11 protein-coding genes are annotated in these 17,780 nt (G+C 63.8%); 7 read left to right on the top strand and 4 right to left on the bottom strand.

Going from position 1 to position 17,780, the window contains the following annotated elements; all coding sequences use genetic code 11:
• Window positions 1-8: 8 nt before the first annotated feature.
• From V1283_RS16790 to V1283_RS16780, 3 genes are read left to right on the top strand one after another with little or no spacing between them, the layout of a single operon-like run.
• Window positions 9-1,211 (top strand): amino acid ABC transporter permease, encoded by a 1,203-nt coding sequence (locus tag V1283_RS16790; protein WP_334387565.1) that lies wholly within the window; start codon window positions 9-11, stop codon window positions 1,209-1,211.
• Window positions 1,211-2,734: an amino acid ABC transporter permease gene (locus tag V1283_RS16785; RefSeq protein ID WP_334387564.1), complete on the top strand. Its 1,524-nt coding sequence runs from the start codon at window positions 1,211-1,213 to the stop codon at window positions 2,732-2,734. Before V1283_RS16790 ends, V1283_RS16785 begins: the two co-directional genes overlap by 1 nt.
• A gap of 10 nt (window positions 2,735-2,744) precedes the next feature.
• Window positions 2,745-3,488, top strand: a complete 744-nt coding sequence (locus V1283_RS16780; protein ID WP_334387563.1) for an amino acid ABC transporter ATP-binding protein — start codon at window positions 2,745-2,747, stop codon at window positions 3,486-3,488.
• A gap of 107 nt (window positions 3,489-3,595) precedes the next feature.
• Here the strand turns inward: V1283_RS16780 and V1283_RS16775 are convergent, their stop codons facing one another.
• The 4 genes from V1283_RS16775 to V1283_RS16760 all read right to left on the bottom strand — a co-directional run bounded on the left by V1283_RS16775 (window position 3,596) and on the right by V1283_RS16760 (window position 8,198).
• The gene (locus V1283_RS16775) at window positions 3,596-4,636 is read right to left on the bottom strand and encodes a cysteine synthase A (protein ID WP_334387562.1); all 1,041 of its coding nucleotides are present in this window, start codon (window positions 4,634-4,636) and stop codon (window positions 3,596-3,598) included.
• A 91-nt stretch (window positions 4,637-4,727) separates the two neighbouring features.
• Window positions 4,728-5,957 (bottom strand): cyclopropane-fatty-acyl-phospholipid synthase family protein, encoded by a 1,230-nt coding sequence (locus V1283_RS16770; RefSeq protein WP_334387561.1) that lies wholly within the window; start codon window positions 5,955-5,957, stop codon window positions 4,728-4,730.
• Window positions 5,958-6,012: 55 nt separating this feature from the next.
• On the bottom strand, window positions 6,013-6,870 hold the full coding sequence (locus V1283_RS16765; RefSeq protein WP_334387560.1) for a DUF1365 domain-containing protein: 858 nt from the start codon (window positions 6,868-6,870) through the stop codon (window positions 6,013-6,015).
• A 2-nt stretch (window positions 6,871-6,872) separates the two neighbouring features.
• Complete coding sequence (locus tag V1283_RS16760; protein ID WP_334387559.1) at window positions 6,873-8,198, bottom strand: NAD(P)/FAD-dependent oxidoreductase; 1,326 nt, start codon at window positions 8,196-8,198, stop codon at window positions 6,873-6,875.
• Window positions 8,199-8,600: 402 nt separating this feature from the next.
• Here V1283_RS16760 and V1283_RS16755 point away from each other — a divergent pair, with 402 nt between their 5' ends.
• From V1283_RS16755 to V1283_RS16740, 4 genes are read left to right on the top strand one after another with little or no spacing between them, the layout of a single operon-like run.
• Window positions 8,601-10,043 (top strand): efflux transporter outer membrane subunit, encoded by a 1,443-nt coding sequence (locus V1283_RS16755; RefSeq protein WP_442895864.1) that lies wholly within the window; start codon window positions 8,601-8,603, stop codon window positions 10,041-10,043.
• A complete protein-coding gene (locus tag V1283_RS16750; RefSeq protein WP_334387558.1) occupies window positions 10,033-11,475 on the top strand; it encodes an efflux RND transporter periplasmic adaptor subunit in 1,443 nt (480 codons plus the stop codon). Before V1283_RS16755 ends, V1283_RS16750 begins: the two co-directional genes overlap by 11 nt.
• A gap of 47 nt (window positions 11,476-11,522) precedes the next feature.
• Entirely contained in the window at window positions 11,523-14,672 is a 3,150-nt protein-coding gene (locus V1283_RS16745) for an efflux RND transporter permease subunit (RefSeq protein ID WP_334387557.1), read from the top strand.
• Entirely contained in the window at window positions 14,673-17,777 is a 3,105-nt protein-coding gene (locus V1283_RS16740) for an efflux RND transporter permease subunit (RefSeq protein ID WP_334387556.1), read from the top strand. It abuts the gene before it with no gap.
• Window positions 17,778-17,780: the final 3 nt, after the last annotated feature.

Here is a 17,780-nt window from a genome sequence, read left to right as displayed (position 1 = left end):
CTGCGGCGATGGCCATCGAACCCCGAAAACCTCCGACGCAGTTTGTTGCCAAACTGCAGCGGATGCTCGGTGGAAGTGCAGGCTGGAGCGGCTTTGTCGTCCAGCTTCTGTTCGTCGCGGCGCTGTCCTGGATTGCCTACGAGATCGTCGCCAATGCCCGCGCCAATCTGCAGGCGCAGCGGATCACCGCGGGCTTCGGCTTCCTTGCCAACAATGCGGGCTTTGACGTCAGCCAGAGCCTGATCCCGTATTCGGGATCCGATCCCTACACGCGCGTCTTTCTGGTCGGCCTGCTCAATACGCTGCTGGTCTCGGTCATCGGCATCTTCTTCGCGACGCTGATCGGTTTCCTTGTGGCGCTTGGCCGGCTGTCGCCGAACTGGCTGCTGTCGCGCATCTCCGGCGGCTACGTCGAACTGCTGCGCAATTTGCCGGTCCTGTTCCAGATCCTGTTCTGGTACCTCGCGGTGCTCGCCGCGCTGCCCAATCCGCGGCAGAGCATTTCGATCTTCGACAGTTTCTTTCTTTCCAATCGCGGATTGGTGATTCCAAAGCCGATCGGCAATCCCGGTTTCGAACCTTTCGCCGCAGCCCTGCTGGTGGGAATCGTTGCGGCCATCCTGTTGGCGCGGTATTCGCGCCAGCAGCTGTTTCAAAGCGGCAGGGTGATCAAGGTCTGGCCCTATGTGCTCGGTCTCCTGATTGGTCTGCCGCTGCTGTCGACCTTGATCTTTGGCCTGCCGGTGACGTTCGAGGTTCCGGTGCTCAAGGGGTTCAATTTTTCCGGCGGCTCGCGCGTCATTCCCGAATTTGTCGCGCTGACGCTGGCGCTGTCGACCTACACTGCCGCCTTCATCGCCGAGATTGTGCGCGCCGGTATTCTGTCGGTGCACAAAGGGCAGATGGAAGCCGGAGCCTCGCTCGGACTGCAGCGCGGCTCGGTGCTGCGGCTGATCGTGATTCCGCAGGCGCTGCGCGTGATTTTGCCGCCGCTGACCAACCAGTATCTCAACCTGACCAAAAACTCTTCGCTGGCGGTTGGGATCGGTTATCCCGATCTGGTGTCGGTGTTTGCCGGCACGACGCTGAGCCAGACCGGGCAGGCGATCGAGATCATCGGCATTACCATGGGCGTCTATCTGCTGATTTCGCTGGTGACGAGCGCGATCATGAGCTTCTACAGCTGGCGTATAAGCCGGAGCATGGGCTGATGAGCGACACCACATCATCCGGCTTTGTCCGCCAGGACCTCGTCGCCGAACGCCCCGCGCCGGTGAAGACCACGGGCTTTGTCGGCTTCCTGCGCACGCGCCTGTTCAATTCGCCGACCAACATCCTGATCACGATCGTCAGCGCGCTGCTGCTGTGGTTCATCCTCGTCCCCTCGGTTAGATTCCTGCTGGTCGATGCGGTCTGGACCGGCAAGGATCGCACCGCCTGTCTCGCCGAGAATGCCGGGCATGTGGTCGGTGCCTGCTGGCCGTTCATCCAGGCGAAATTCACCCAGTTCATCTATGGGTTCTATCCGGAGCCGGAGCGCTGGCGGGTCAACTTGACGTTCATTCTGGCCGCGATCCTGCTGCTGCCGCTGCTGATTCCGCGGCTGCCGGCCAAGGCCCTTAATGCCGGGCTTTTCTTTGGCGCATTGCCCGTTGTCGCCTTCTTCCTGCTGCACGGCGGCGGACTGGGCGGGTTTGGTGTGAGCTGGTCGGCCGGACTTCTGTCAGGCTTCAACGACAGTATTGGCGACGGCGGTCGAAAGCTCGCGGCCGCGGGTGAGACGACTGCCGTGATCGGGCCGTTGCTGTGGCTGCTCGGAAAACTGATCGTGCTGGTGAGCGCGGTGATTGGATGGTTACTGCTGCCGCTGACCTGGCTGCGCGACCAGATCCAGGCTTTTGGCCGGCCGGTGTGGGCGGATTTTGCGCCTACCGCGGTCATCGCTTTCGCTTTGGTGTTCTGGTTGGGCGCCGGCAAACGCGACGGTTTGCGGCCCCTGGTCAATTGCCTTGCGATCTTCGCCGGCATCGGCATCGTCATCGCGGTGCTGGGGTTAGACCGGGGCGGATTGCCGGTCGTCGACACGCGGCTGTGGGGTGGCCTGCTGGTGACGCTGGTGGTGGCGGTTACCGGCATCGTCGCGTCGATGCCGGTCGGCATTGCGCTCGCGCTCGGACGGCGTTCGTCGATTCCGCTGATCCGGATTTTCTCGATCTCCTTCATCGAGTTCTGGCGCGGAGTTCCGCTGATCACGGTGCTGTTCTTCGCAACCTATATGTTGCCGCTGTTCGTGCCGACCGGTTTCACCATCGACGGATTGGTGCGCGCCCTGATCGGGATCGCGCTGTTTACCGGCGCCTACCAGGCTGAAAACATCCGCGGCGGCCTGCAAGCGATCCCGCGCGGGCAGGGTGAGGCGGCGAGCGCGCTCGGCCTGTCCTGGAGCAAGACCACGGCGCTGGTTGTGATGCCGCAGGCGTTGCGCCACGTCATCCCCAACCTCGTCAACAGCTTCATCAGCCTGTTCAAGGACACCTCGCTGGTTTCGATCGTCGCGCTGTTCGATCTCCTGGGATCGTTGCGCGCGGCGTTTTCCGATCCAAACTGGTCGACGCCGACCACGTTGTTCACCGGCTTTGCATTCACCGGGATCGTCTATTTCGTTTTCTGTTTTGGCATGTCGCGTTATTCCCTGTTCGTCGAGAACAGGCTGAACGCGCATCGCCGCAACTGAGTGTGGGACCATGAGCACAGACTCGATCGTTGGCATCCAAGGCCTCAATAAATGGTACGGCGATTTCCACGTCCTGCGCGACATCAACCTCGATGTTTCCAAGGGTGAGCGCATCGTGATCTGCGGTCCGTCAGGCTCGGGCAAGTCGACCCTGATCCGTTGCATCAACGCGCTGGAGGAATTCCAGGAAGGGCAGATCGTCGTCGAGGGCATCGAGCTCGGGCCGAACCTGCGGCGGGTCGACGAAGTCCGGCGCGAGGTCGGCATGGTGTTCCAGAGTTTTAACCTGTTTCCGCATTTGACGGTGCTGGAGAACTGCACGCTGGCGCCGATCTGGGTGCGCAACATCCCGAAAAAGGATGCCGAAGCGACCGCGATGAAATTCCTGGAGCGGGTCAAGATCCCGCATCAGGCCAACAAATATCCGGGCCAGATGTCGGGCGGTCAGCAGCAACGCGTCGCCATCGCCCGCGCGCTGACCATGAATCCCAAGGTGATGCTGTTCGACGAGCCGACCTCGGCGCTCGATCCCGAAATGGTCAAGGAAGTGCTCGACACCATGGTCGATCTCGCCAGGGAAGGCATGACCATGCTGGTCGTCACCCACGAAATGGGATTTGCCCGCGAAGTCGCCAACCGCGTCGTCTTCATGGACGCGGGGCAGGTGATCGAGTCAAACACGCCGCAGGAATTCTTCGCCAATCCGCAGCACGCGCGGACGAAACTGTTCCTGAGCCAGATCCTGCGGCATTAGGCAGGTGACGTAGCCCGGATGGAGCACAGCGCAATCCGGGTATCCCGCGCGCGATCGTCAACCCCGGATTACGCTGCGCTCCATCCGGGCTACGAATCCTGCTCCCCTCACACCTTCTCGAACGGGACGTCGATCTGGGTGCGCTTCTCCAGCCATTCCGGCACCGGCAGGTTCTTCGAGCGCATGAATTCCGGATTGAACAGCTTTGACTGATAGCGGTTGCCGGAATCGGCAAGGATGGTGACGATGGTCTTGCCCGGTCCGAGCTGCTTGGCGAGTTGGATCGCGCCGGCCACGTTAACGCCGGTAGAGCCGCCGAGGCACAGGCCCTCGTGCTCGAGCAGGTCATAGATCACCTTCACGGCTTCCTCGTCCGAAATCAGGAAGGCGTCATCCACCTTCGCGGTCTCGATGACCGGGGTGACGCGGCCGAGCCCGATGCCTTCGGTGATCGAGTCGCCCGGCGTCGATCTGGCGGTGCCGTGCTTGAACAGCTCGTACATCGCGAAGCCATGCGGATCGGCGCAGGCGTTGACGATGCCCGGGTGCTTTTCCTTCAGATAGCGGCTGGCGCCGGCCAGCGTGCCGCCGGTGCCGACCGAGCAGATGAAGCCGTCGATCTTGCCGCCGGTCTGCTCCCAGATCTCCGGACCGGTCGACTCGTAATGCGCCTTGGCGTTGTCGAGATTGTTCCACTGGTCGGCGAACAACACGCCGTTCGGCTCGGTCTTGCGAAGCTGGGCGGCCAGCCGCCGCCCGACATGCTGGTAGTTGTTCGGATTGGCGTAGGGCAGCATCGGCACTTCGATCAGCTCGGCGCCGCACAGCCGCAGCGTGTCCTTCTTTTCCTTGCTCTGCGTTTCCGGGATCAGGATCAAGGTGCGGTAACCGCGCGCGTTGGCGACGACGGCGAGACCGATGCCGGTATTGCCCGCGGTCGATTCCACCACCAGCCCACCCGGCTTGAGCTCGCCGCGCTTCTCAGCCTCCAGGATCATCCACTTGCCCGCGCGGTCCTTGACCGACTGGCCTGGATTCATGAATTCGGCCTTGCCGAGAATCGTGCAGCCGGTCAGCTCGGAAGCGCGATTGAGCTTGATGAGGGGCGTGTTGCCGATCGCTTCGATGACGTCTTTGTTAAAGGCCATGTTTTTCAAAATTGCCGGTTTGTTTGCCTAATCGTTGGGCGACCCTAAAGGACCGCCGCTAGCCATACAAGCCAGCGCTGAAACAGGGCTGTCAGCCCGATTTCGCAAACACCACCTGACGCACGTCGATATTTCCAGACAGGAACCCCGCCTCGCAATAGGCGAGGTAATACTCCCACAGCCGCCGGAAGCGGTCGTCGAAGCCTGACGGCGTCAGGTTGGGCCAGGCCGCCCGGAAATTGCTTCGCCAGATCGCGAGCGTCCTGGCATAATCTTGCCCGAAAATGCGCTCGCGGATGACGGGAACGCCGAACCGTTCACCGAGCGTTTTGAGGATCTGCGGCGAGGGCAGCATGCCGCCCGGAAAGACGTAGCGCTGGATGAAGTCGACTTCACGGCGATAGGTCTGGAACAGGCTGTCCTGGATGGTGATGGTCTGGATGCCGGCGAGCCCCCCGGCCAGCAGGCGGTCGCGCAACTGTGAAAAATATTTCGGCCAGAATTGCTCGCCGACCGCCTCGATCATCTCGATGGAAGCGATCCGGTCGTAGCGATCGCGCTCGTCGCGATAGTCCTGCAGCCTGATCTCGACCTTGTCGCTGAGCCCGGCGTTGTGAATGCGCGCCTGGGCAAAATCGCGCTGCTCCTTGCTGATGGTGAGTCCGACGACCTTGGCGCCGAACGTCTTGGCGGCGTATTCGGCAAAGCCGCCCCATCCGCAGCCAATCTCCAAAAGCTTCTGGCCTGGCCGCAGATCGATGGCCTCGGCAAGCCGGCGGTACTTGTTGTGCTGGGCTGCGGTCAGGTCTGCCGTGTCGTCCTCGAACAGCGCGGACGAATAGGTCATGCTGGGATCGAGCCACGCCGAATAGAACGCGTTGCCGATGTCGTAATGCGCATAGATGTTGCGGCGGGCCTGCCGCCTTGTGTTGCGGTTGAGCCAGTGTCTCACGGCCTGGAAGGTGCGTGCCAGCGGGTTGGCGACCAGCATCGTCTGCATCCAGTCCTGGTTGACGCAGAACAGATAGAGGAATTGCGTGAGATCAGGGGTGTCCCATTCGCCGCGCAGATAGGCTTCCGCAATACCGATGTCGCCGCCGCGCAGCAGCCGCGAGGCAAAGCCGTAATTGGAGACGGTCATGGCGGCTGCCGGGCCTGGCCCGTTGCCGCCCAGCCGGACAATGCGTCCGTCGGCCAGTGTCACGTCGAGCGTGCCGTGTTGCAGTTTTGAACCAAAGCCCAGCGCCAGCCGGACCAGGCGGGGCAATTCCGGAAACGCCGCGTGTACGGTTTCCAATGTGACCGAAATCAACTCGGGCATGGGCGATCCATCGAACGTCGGTTTACCCGGACTTCGCATGGCCAATCGGCCCTGCTCAGTCTTTGGCGTGGGCGGACAACGCGGGCGAAGTATAATCGTTGCCTTTCCCGGTCGCCAAGCCCGTATTGAGGGCTGCGTCGTTGCGCGGCACCGGCCGCGCGCCCTTCAGCCAGAGCCACAGCGCCTCCCAGTGGATCGCCGCCATGATCTTCATGGTGACCAGCGGGAGGGCGAAAAACGCGCGCAGCAACTCCCTGGTGTTGAGCATGCGACAATGGCCATTGAAAGTTGCAGCGAGGACGGGGCCTTCGCGGTCGGTTTCCAGAATTCGCAATTGGACGCGCTCGCCCGGCGGCAGCACGTGAAAATGGTAGCGCATCGCCATTTCGATGAAGGGCGAGACGTAGAACAGCTTGTCCTGCCGCTGCCGCACGCCGGCGGCGCTGATTTCGCTCGATGTCACCGGCAGGACGTAAGGATGGATGTCGCCAAAGGTGTTGCGCACTTCATAGATCAGCAGCGCCAGCTCCCCATCGGCGCGATAGCAGAAATAGACTGAAAGTGGATTGAAGGTATAACCGAGCAGGCGGGGGTAGCAGAGCAGCAGCACCCGTCCGCCGGCAAGGTCGATACCGCGCTCGGTCGCGCAAAATTGTGCGTAGGCGAGCAAGGATGATCCGTTCCGCTTGCCATGGTCGACCTCATGGAAGCTGTAGAGCGTCGCTCGGTTGACGCCGAACAGCGGCGATTGCCGGTCTGCGTCCGACAGCCGGTCGAGATCGATCAGCAGGCTCATCACGCGATAGCTGAAGCGATGGCCGATCGGCTTTAGCCGCGCATGCATGACGTTGCCGACGTAAAGCGCCGCGGCGTCGGAGGGCGGCTGTTTTGATCCTGCCGGTGTTGCGCGCATAACTACTCCGCGGCTTCCGACAGCTCTAGCGGCGTTTCGCGCCATGGCGCCACCGCGCCGAGCGCTTCGGCGACGGCGAGGCCGGATCGCAATCCGTCCTCGTGGAATCCATATCCGGTCCACGCGCCGCAGAACCAGGTGTGTCGCCGGCCCTGAATCTCGGGCAGGCGCTTTTGGGCGGCGAAGGCTGCGGCATTGTATTGCGGATGCTCGCACAGGTACTTGCCGAAGGTTAGTGAGGGATCGGGCGCGACCGGCGGGTTGAGGCTGACGAACAACGGCTTGTCGCGATCGATACCCTGCAACTCGTTCATCCAGTAGGTCACGGAGACATCGTTATCGACGCTGTGATCGAGGCCCCCTTGGCGCGGCCAGCGCAGGAAATTCCACGAGGCCCAGGCGCGCCGGCGCTTTGGCATCAGCGCGGGATCGCGATGCAGATAGATCGTGTTGGGGGAGTAGCCGATCGCACCCAGTACGGCGCGCTCGCGGTCATCGGCATCTGACAGCATCGCCAGCGCCTGATCGCTGTGGGAAGCGATCACGACGTGATCGTAGGTGCTGGCCTTGCCGTGGCAGTCGTGGATGACGACGCCTTGCGGGGTACGTTCGATGGCCGTGACGGCGCAGCCAAGCTTGATCCGGTCGCGGAATGAAGCGGTGAGTTTTTCGACATAGTGCTGGCTGCCGCCCTTCACGGTGCGCCATACCGGGCGGTCATATTGCAGCAGGCGATGGTTGGCGAAGAAGGCGACGAAATTTTCGGCCGGGAAATCCAGCATCTCGCTCGATGGTGCCGACCAGATTGCTGCGCCCATCGGCGCCAGATAGTCGGTCAACAGCCGCGGCGCAAAATGGCGCGTGCGGAAATAGTCGCCGAGCGTCAGCCCGGCGAGTCTGCCGGCCGCGTAATCCTCGATGCTCTGCTGGCTGAAGTTGATGATGTCACGCAGCATCCAGAGATAGGAGGGTGACAGCAGGTTGCTGGCTTGCGCGAACAATCCGCGCGCGGTCTCGAACCAGTTGTTGCCGCCGCCTTTCCACTCGAAGCGGCCGGTATCCGCCGTCACCGCAAAGCTCATGCAACTTTCGACGGTCTCGACACGGAGATGGGCGAACAGCGCCGTCAGGTCCGGATAGTTCAGCTCGTTATAGACGATGAAGCCGATGTCGACCGCAAGCCGGGCGCCGTCATAGTCGATGCTCACCGTATGGCTGTGGCCGCCGGGCCTGAGTTCGCGGTCGTAGACAGTGACCGGATAGTGATTCGACAAGGTCCAGGCCGCGGCATTGCCACTGATTCCCGTCCCGACCACCGCGACCCGCATTTTTGGCCCTCCATTGCACGTGCGAGGTACGGAGGGCTGTTCCCGGAGTTTCAAATCGGCCACAGGTCGCGGCAGAACGGGGGAAAAACCCCATGAAATCTTCGTAAGATTTCGGCGCCTCTGCCTCGTCCCGACATCGCGCAAACCCTATAAAACTAGGGGAAGTGAGCGCTTTGCCGGCTGTTTTGCGCACCGAATGGACGATTGCGGAGAGCTCCGCGGGGCTGTCCGCGCCCCAGTGGCAAGGCTAGTATCCGGCCCGGTTCCAACGGAAGCATCACCCGTGATCGTGTCGCAGACCATCAGGAGAAGCGCTCGTCTTGCGCCGAGCCGGGATTTGCCCGGTGGAGAACGGGTGTGACCCAGCGAATTGCGATTGCTGCGTTCAGAGGTTGGCCTGCTCTGCTTCCCGGCGGCAGGCGGCTGGCGCGGTCGTTTGTCGCGCTTGGCCTCGTCGCCAGCTCCGCGGGCTGCATTCTGACCAAGGATCTTCCCGATCCCGCGCTCGACATCCCCGAAGGCTACAAGGCGGCCCGGCTTTCGAGGCCTGCGGACGCGCCGCCGACGCTCGACTGGTGGCGCGGCTTCCGTTCGCGGGAGCTGACCGTCCTGATGGAAGAGGCGCAGACCGTCAATCTGGACATCGCGGCGGCCACTGCGCGGTTCAGGCAGGCCGACGCGCAGGCGCGGGTAGCGGGCGCGGCACTGCTGCCCAGTCTCAGCGGCGCCGGCCAGGAGACCTATTCCCGCACCTCGGGCTCCAGCGCCAGCGGCCTGACCAATGGCGGCCGCGAGGTGGTCAATTACTCGGCCTCGCTCAGCGCCAGTTACGAGCTGGACTTCTGGGGCAAGAACCGTGATGCCGCGCAGGCGGCCGAAGAGACCGCGGTCGCCAACCGCTTCGATCGGGACGTCGTCGCGCTGACCACGCTGACGACGGTTGCCAACGCCTATTTCCAGGTGCTGGCGGCGCAGGACCGGATCAGGACCGCGCAGCGAAACATCGCCAGCGCCGAGCGCATCCTCAATGCCATCCGCGACCGTTTCAAGGCCGGCACCGGCACAGACCTCGACGTCGCGCAGCAGGAAAGCGTGCTCGCCAACCAGCGCGCGCTGGTGCCGCCGCTGCGGCAGACGCTCGACCAGAATATCAACGCGCTGGCAACCCTGGTGTCGCGGCCGCCGGAAGCCGTGCGCGTCACCGGCGGTTCGCTCAACCAGATCGCCTCGCCGCGCGTCACGCCCGGCCTGCCGTCGGAATTGCTGACGCAACGCCCTGACATTCGCCGCCAGGAATCTCAACTCGCCTCGGCGACCGCCAATGTCGGCAACGCCCGCGCGCAGTTCTTTCCGAGCATTCAGCTAACCGGGCAGGGCGGTTATCAAAGCTCGGCGCTGACGTCGCTGTTTCAGCCGCACGCGGCGTTCTTCAGCATGGTCGGCAGCCTGACCCAGCCGATCTTCGACGGCGGCAGGATCCTCGGCAATTTCGAGTTCACCAAGGCGCGGCAGGACGAGTTGCTGCAGACCTATCGCAAGACGGTGGTGCAGGCCTTTGCCGATGTCGATAACGCCCTGATGTCGATCCGCCAGACCACGGAGAAGCTGCGGCTGCAGCGCGAGGTGGTGGCGGCATCGCGGCGGGCGTTCGAATTGTCCGAGCAGCAGCTACGGGCCGGCACTGCTGACATCGTAGTTGTGCTAAATACGCAACTGACACTATTTCAAGCTGAGGATGCGCTGTGGCAGGCCCAACTGGCCCGGCTGCTTGCGATCGTCAGCCTCTATCAGGCGCTGGGGGGCGGCTGGGAGCCCAGGATGGAAAGGCCGGTCGATGCTCTTTAAGCCGGAACAGAAGGACGACGCGAAGACGACGGGCAAGCGCGTCGCGCGCGGCATTGGCCGGCGGATGGTGTCGCTGACGGTCACGCTATTGATCCTCGGCGGGCTCGGCTATCTCGGCTGGTACGCCTTTCAGCAGAAACAGACCGGCCGTGGCGGCCCCGGCGCACGCCCCGACCTCCCGGTGCCGGTGCTGGCGGCTGTGCCGCGGACGCAGGATGTTCCGGTCTATCTCGACGCAGTGGGTTCGGTCCGCGCGCTGAACAATGTGCTCGTGCGCGCGCAGGTTGACGGCAAGCTGATCGCCGTGAATTTCGTCGAGGGCCAGGACGTCAACAAGGGAGACGTCCTCGGCGAGATAGATCCTGTGATCTATCAGGCACAATACGATCAGGCGGTAGCGAAGAAGGCGCAGGATGAAGCCCTGCTTGCCAACCAGAAGCTCGATCTCGCGCGCTATCAGCAGCTTGCGGCATCCAACGCCGGCTCCAAGCAACAAGCCGATACGCAGCGCGCGGTGGTGGCCCAGCAGGAGGCGCTGGTGAATGCCGACCAGGCTGCGATTGACAACGCGAAGGCGACGCTTGGCTATACCAAGATCATCGCGCCGCTGTCGGGGCGCGCCGGCCTGCGCCAGGTCGACCAGGGCAACATCATCCGCGCTTCTGATGTAACCGGCCTCGTCATCATCACCCAGTTGCAGCCGATCGCGGTAACGTTCAGCCTGCCGCAGCAGCAGATCGTGCGGGTCAACGCCGCCGCCGCCAAGGGCGTGCTGGCGGTGGACGTGTTCGGCAATGACGGCGTCACCGTCGTCGATACCGGTACGCTCAAGGGCATCGACAACCAGGTCGATCCGACCACGGGCACGCTGAAGCTGAAGGCCGAATTTCCGAACGCAAAATTCCAGCTCTGGCCCGGACAGTTCGTCAATGTGCGGCTGAAGGTCGAAACGCTGGACAAGGCGATCGTGGTGCCGGCATCGGCCGTACAGCGCGGCCCCGTCGGGACTTTCAGCTATGTGATCGGCCCCGATAACGTCGCAACCGCCAAGCCGGTCGTGGTGACGCAGCAGAACGAAAACGACGCCGTCATCGCCAGCGGTCTGTCGACCTCCGACCGTGTCGTGACCACAGGCTTTGCCAATTTGTCCGACGGCGCCAAGGTTCTGATCGGCACCGATGATCGGGCGCCAACCGCCGATCTGGCGCCGCGCAAGCGCAGCCGCAGCCCCGATGCCAAGGGAGACGTCAAGGGAGACGCCAAGGGTGGTCAGGGCAAGGATGGGCAGGCGAAGGAAGGTCAAGCCCGGGAAGGTCAGGGCAAGGATGGCGAACACCGCGGCAAGCGCGAGCGCGGTGAGGGTGACCAGAAGGGACAAACCGGCCCGGCACCAGCCGCGCCATCGGGCGGCGCTGCGAAGTCGCAGCCATGATCGACACGCCGCACGCCTGAAATGAATTCGCAAGTGAGGACGCAACCATGAGCGTCTCCGAACCGTTCATCCGCCGGCCGATCGCGACCTCGCTGTTGGGGATCGCGCTGATGATCGGTGGCGCGCTCGGCTATTGGGCGCTGCCGGTATCGGCGCTGCCGCAGGTCGACTTCCCGACCGTGCAGGTGACAACGCAACTGCCGGGCGCCAGCCCCGACGTGATCGCGTCGCTGATCACGGCGCCGCTGGAGCGCCAGCTCGGACAGATTCCGTCGCTGTCGTCGATGCAGTCGACCTCCTCATTCGGCGTCAGCCAGATCTCGCTGCAGTTCGACCTCAACCGCGACATCGATGGCGCCACCCAGGACGTGCAGGCCGCGATCAACGCCGCCGCGGGAATCCTGCCGAAAAACCTGCCGTATCCGCCGACCTACGCCAAAGTCAATCCAGCCGATGCGCCGGTCCTGACACTGGCGCTGACGTCGGAGACGATTTCGCTGCGCGCCATGAGCGATATCGCCGACACCATCCTCGGCCAGCGGCTCAGCCAGATCTCTGGCGTCGGGCGCGTCGCAATCCTCGGCGGGCTCAAGCCTGCGGTGAGGGTGCAGGCCGATCTGGCGCGGCTGGCCGCCTACGGCATCTCGATGGAGGATCTGCGCAACGCGATCGCGGGCGCCAATGTGTCGGGGCCGAAGGGATCGCTCGACGGCGCGCAACAGGCCTACACCATCGCCGCCAACGACCAGATCGCGGCTGCGGATGCCTACAAGCCGATCATCATCGCCTATCGCAACGGTTCGCCGGTCACGATCGGCGACGTCGCCATCATCATCGACGGGCTGGAGAACGACCGGACCGGCGGCTGGTATCAGGGCACGCCGGCTGTGATCATCGACATCCAGCGGCAACCCGGCGCCAACGTGATCGAGGTGGTCCGGCAGATCCGCGCGGAAATCCCGAAGGTGCAGCGTGCCATCCCGGCCGGCGTGAACCTGACGATCGTCTCCGACCGCACCGTCACCATCCGCGCCTCGGTGCGTGACGTCCAGTTCACGCTGATCCTTTCCGTGGTGCTGGTGACGCTGGTGGTGCTGCTGTTCCTGCGGTCGCTGCGCGCGACATTGATTGCGGGCGTGGCGCTGCCGCTCTCCCTGATCACGAGCTTCGGCATCATGTATTTTTCGGGCTTCAGCCTCGACAATCTGTCGCTGATGGCGCTGACGATCGGTACCGGCTTCGTGGTCGACGACGCCATCGTGATGATCGAGAACATCGTCCGTCACATGGAAAACGGCGAGTCCGTGATGGAGGCGTCGCTGAAGGGCGCCAGCGAAATCGGCTTCACCGTGATCTCGCTGACGGTGTCGCTGATCGCGGTCTTCATCCCGCTGCTGTTCATGTCCGGACTGGTCGGGCGCATGTTCCGCGAATTCGCGCTCACGCTGACGATCGCGGTCGTGACCTCGGCGATCGTCTCGTTGACGCTGACGCCGATGATGTGTTCGCGGCTCTTGAAGCATGTCGGCGAGGAGATGACGGTCCCGGGGTTGGCTGCCGTCAGCCGCGGTATCGACCGCATGGTGGACTTCTACCATCGCACGCTGCTGTGGGTGCTGCAGCGCCAGCGCGCGACCCTTGTGGTGACTTTCGCCACCATCGCAGCAACGCTCTTCATGTATGTGATCGCGCCGAAGGGCTTTTTGCCGCTGCAGGACACGGCGTCGATCACCGCGGTGACCGAGGCCGGACAGGACGTTTCCTTTGCGGAGATGCAGAGCCGGCAGGCGACGGCGGCGGCTGCGATCCAGGCCGATCCGGACGTGGTCGGCGTCGTCTCCGTGATCGGCGCCGGCTCGGTCAACCCGACCACCAATGTTGGGCGTCTGGTGATGACGCTGCGGCCGCGCGGCGAGCGGCACGATGATATTTCCGTCGTGGTCGACCGGCTGAAGCAACGCACCGCGTCGATCCCCGGCATGACCATCTACTTCCAGCCGGTGCAGGACGTGCAGATCTCGACCCAGTCGAGCCGCTCGCAGTACCAGTATACGCTGACCGGCACCGATGCCGCCCAGGTGACGCTGTGGTCGCAGAAGCTGGTTGCTGAAATGCGCCGTGATCCGCTGTTCCGCGACGTCTCGTCGGAAGCGCAGGAGGGCGGCTTGCGCGCCGCGCTCGACATCAATCGCCAGCGCGCCGGTCAGCTCGGTGTCAACATCCAGGCGGTCAACGACACCCTCAACGATGCCTTTGCGCAGCGGCAGATTTCGACCATCTACGGCCAGGCCAACCAGTACCGCGTGGTGCTGGAGGCGATGCCGATGTACCAGCGCGATCCCTCGATCCTGTCAAAGCTCTATCTGCCGGGGGCCGCGAGCACGACCGCAGGCGCCCCCGGCGCCCAGGTGCCGCTGTCGGCGGTGGCGACGCTGACCCGCACCACCGCGCCGCTGGCGATCTCGCATCTGGCGCAGTTTCCTGCCGTCTCGCTCAGCTTCAACCTCGCGCCCGGCGAGGCGCTGGGTGATGCCGTCGACGCCGTCAAGGCGATCGAAACCAGGATCGGCATGCCCGGCAGCATCGTCGGCGTCTATGCGGGCGATGCGGCCGAGTTCTCGAAATCGCTGGCCGGCCAGCCATGGCTCATTCTGGCGGCGATCGTCACGATCTACATCGTGTTAGGGGTGCTCTACGAGAGCTACATCCATCCGATCACCATTCTCTCGACGCTGCCGTCCGCGGGCGTCGGCGCCATTCTGGCGCTGATGCTGTTCGGCCAAGACCTGTCGGTGATCGGCCTGATCGGCATCATTCTCCTGATGGGCATCGTCAAGAAGAACGCGATCATGATGATCGACTTCGCGCTGGAGGCGGAGCGGCATCAGGGCATGTCGCCTGATGAAGCCATCGTGCAGGCCTGCCTGTTGCGGTTCCGTCCGATCATGATGACGACGCTGGCCGCGCTGTTCGGCGCGCTGCCGCTGGCGATCGAAAGCGGCACCGGCGCCGAGTTACGCTTTCCGCTCGGCATCTCCATCATCGGCGGCTTGCTGCTGAGTCAGTTGCTGACGCTCTATACGACGCCGGTGATCTATCTGGCGCTCGACCGGCTCAATCGGAAAATCGAAAAGGCGGTGCCGGACCCGGGGCCTCCCGGGCCGACGGTGGCCGGCGCGACCGAGGGGATGCAGTAGATGGCATCGATCTCGGAGCCCTTCATCCGCAGGCCGGTTGGCACCACGCTGCTGGCGATCGGGCTCTTTCTGGTCGGCATGGTCGCCTACATCTTCCTGCCGGTCTCGTCGGTGCCGAACGTCGATTTTCCGATGATCCGGGTGTCCGCCACGCGTCCGGGTGCTGACCCTTCCGTCATGGCCTCGACCGTTGCCGCGCCGCTGGAGCGGCGTCTTGGTCAGATTGCCGGCATCGACCAGATCACCTCGACCAGTTCGCTCGGCTCGACCAGCATCCAGCTTCAATTCTCGATCGGCCGCGACATCGACCGCGCCGCGCGTGACGTGCAGGCCGCGATCAACGCGTCGCTGGCGGATTTGCCGAGCGACCTGCCGTCGCTGCCGCGCTTCCGTAAAGCCAATCCCTCAGCCGCTCCGGTGTTCGTCCTGGCGCTGACGTCGAAGACGCTGACGACCAGCGCGATGTACGACGTCGCCGATACCGTGATCGCGCAGCGCATCTCGCAAGTGCCTGGTGTTGGCGAGGTCACCGTCTCCGGCGCCGACCAGCCCGCGGTGCGGATCGCGCTGAATCCCGTGGCGCTGTCGAATGCGGGGATCGCTACCGACGACGTGCGGCTCGCCATCATCAATGCCAATCCGCTGGGGCCGGTCGGCATCTTCAACGGTGGCCGCCAGAGCGAGACGATCTCGACCAACAAGCAGATGCGCACCGCGGCGGAATTCCGCGACATCATCGTCAAGAGCTCGGCCGGCAATTTCGTCCGACTGACCGACGTTGCCGACGTCGAGGACTCCGTCCGCAACAGCCGCTCGATCGCCTGGTTCAACAAGCAGCCGGCGGTGCTGATCCAGATCACCAAGCAGGGCGACGCCAACGTGATCGACACCGTCGATCGGGTGAGGGCGCTGATCCCGGAACTGAAGCAGTGGCTGCCCGGCGGGGTGGAAATTTCGACGCTGGTCGACCGCACCGGCACCATCCGCGCCAGCGTGCTCGACATGCAGTACACGCTGCTGGCGACCGCGTTCCTGGTGATGGTGGTCGTGTTCGCGTTCCTGCGGCGGGTGACGCCGACCATTGCGGCCGGCGTTTCGGTGCCGCTGGCGCTGGCCGGCACCTGTGCCGGCATGTGGCTCGCCGGCTTCTCGATCGACAATCTGTCGCTGATGGCGCTTGCGATCTCGGTCGGCTTCGTGGTCGACGACGCCATCGTCATGATCGAGAACATGTATCGCAACCTCGAGCACGGCATGGCGCCGTATCCGGCGGCGCTGGAGGGCGCCAAGCAGATCGGCTTTACCGTACTGTCGATCAGCCTGTCGCTGATCGCGGCGTTTACGCCGCTGATCTTCATGGACGGGATCGTCGGCCGGTTGTTGCGCGAATTCTCGCTGACGCTGACGTTTGCCATCGTGGTGTCGACCGTGGTCTCGCTCACGATCACGCCGATGATCTGCGCGCACTACATCAAGGAGGCGACCTCGGACCGCGCTACCTGGTTCGACCGCCTGATCGAGGGCACGCTGTCGCGCATCGTCTCGTTTTATACCTGGACGCTGCGGGCGGTACTGGGCTTCCCGTTCCTGACCCTGCTCGTGTTCTTTGCGACCATCGCGCTGACGGTGGTGCTCTACATCAAGACGCCGAAGGGCTATTTCCCGACCGACGACAGCGGGTTCGTGATCGGCGCGACCCGCGCATCCCCGGACATCTCGTTCCAGGCGATGCTGGGGCTGCAGCAACAGCTCGCCGACATCGTGATGGCCGATCCGGCCGTGGCCGGCGTTGGTTCCTCGCTCGGCGGCACTGCCGGTCCGGGCGGTGGCGGTTCCAACCGCGGCATCATGTTCATCAGCTTAAAGCCGCCGGAGGAGCGGGCGGGCATGTCGACCGCGCAGGTGATCGACCGGCTACGCCGCGATCTCTACCGGGTGGCCGGCATCCGCCTGTTCATGTTCGCGGCACAGGACATCCGCACCGGCGGCCGGCAGAGCGATTCCGACTATCAGTATACGCTGTCGAGCACCGACCTCGACCTGTTGCAGAAATGGGCGCCGCTGGTGGCCAAGCGCATGGAGACGGTGGAGGGCATCACCGACATTTCCAGCGACCGCGACCCCGGCGGGCTGCAATTGTCGCTGGTGATCGACCGCAAGACCGCCTCGAGCCTCGGCGTTCGCGTCCAGGATATCGACAACGCCCTGAACAACGCGTTCGCGCAGCGGCAGATCTCGATCATCTATACCCAGCGCAACCAGTACATGGTGGTGCTGGAAATCGACCCGAAATTCCAGAGCGATCCCTCAAATCTGGAGCGCATCTTCGTGGCCGGCGCCAACGATGCCCAGGTGCCGCTATCGGCCGTGGTGCGCTACCAGCGTGGCCTGTCGCCGCTCGCGGTGTATCACTCGCAATCCTTCCCCTCGACGACGGTCTCGTTCAATCTGCTGCCCGACGTGCCACTGGAGGTCGCGACCACAAACATCCAGCGCGCGGTCGAGGAACTGCACATGCCAGAAGGCATCCGCGGTAGTTTCGACGGCAATGCCGGCGATTTCAACAAGACCAGCGGGCGGCAGCCGTTGCTGATCCTGGGGGCGCTGGTGGCGATGTATATCGTGCTCGGCGTGCTCTATGAGAGCCTGGCGCACCCGATCACGATCATCTCGACCTTGCCGTCCGCAGGCCTCGGCGCGCTGCTGGCGCTTCAGGTGACGAACACGCCGCTGACGGTGATCGCGTTTGTCGGCATCATCCTGTTGATCGGCATCGTCAAGAAGAACGGCATCATGATGGTCGATTTCGCGCTGGACGCCGAACGCACCCGCGGCCTGTCGTCGGCGGAGGCGATCTTCGAGGCCTGCAGCGCCCGGTTCCGGCCCATCCTGATGACGACGATGGCGGCGCTGTTTGCCGGCATTCCGCTGGTCATTGCCACCGGCCCTGGCACCGAACTGCGCCGGCCGCTCGGTATCACCATCATCGGCGGGTTATTCGTTTCGCAGATCCTGACGCTGTACACCACGCCGGTGATCTACCTCCTGATCGACCGGCTGCGGCAGCGATCCCGGCCGGCCCCGCTTCCAGCGCCCGCCGAATAGAGC

The sequence above is a fragment of the Bradyrhizobium sp. AZCC 2262 genome, from assembly GCF_036924535.1.
Taxonomy (GTDB): Bacteria; Pseudomonadota; Alphaproteobacteria; order Rhizobiales; family Xanthobacteraceae; genus Bradyrhizobium.
The sequence above is the reverse complement of the archived record's forward strand: the minus strand, read 5'-3'. Positions and strand labels throughout refer to the sequence as shown.

Bases quoted from the DNA above. Each gene is read 5' to 3' on its own strand.
- V1283_RS16790 (WP_334387565.1), top strand. From the start codon at position 9: ATGGCCATCGAACCCCGAAAACCTCCGACGCAGTTTGTTGCCAAACTG.
- V1283_RS16785 (WP_334387564.1), top strand. From the start codon at position 1,211: ATGAGCGACACCACATCATCCGGCTTTGTCCGCCAGGACCTCGTCGCC.
- V1283_RS16780 (WP_334387563.1), top strand. From the start codon at position 2,745: ATGAGCACAGACTCGATCGTTGGCATCCAAGGCCTCAATAAATGGTAC.
- V1283_RS16775 (WP_334387562.1), bottom strand. From the start codon at position 4,636: ATGGCCTTTAACAAAGACGTCATCGAAGCGATCGGCAACACGCCCCTC.
- V1283_RS16770 (WP_334387561.1), bottom strand. From the start codon at position 5,957: ATGCCCGAGTTGATTTCGGTCACATTGGAAACCGTACACGCGGCGTTT.
- V1283_RS16765 (WP_334387560.1), bottom strand. From the start codon at position 6,870: ATGCGCGCAACACCGGCAGGATCAAAACAGCCGCCCTCCGACGCCGCG.
- V1283_RS16760 (WP_334387559.1), bottom strand. From the start codon at position 8,198: ATGCGGGTCGCGGTGGTCGGGACGGGAATCAGTGGCAATGCCGCGGCC.
- V1283_RS16750 (WP_334387558.1), top strand. From the start codon at position 10,033: ATGCTCTTTAAGCCGGAACAGAAGGACGACGCGAAGACGACGGGCAAG.
- V1283_RS16745 (WP_334387557.1), top strand. From the start codon at position 11,523: ATGAGCGTCTCCGAACCGTTCATCCGCCGGCCGATCGCGACCTCGCTG.
- V1283_RS16740 (WP_334387556.1), top strand. From the start codon at position 14,673: ATGGCATCGATCTCGGAGCCCTTCATCCGCAGGCCGGTTGGCACCACG.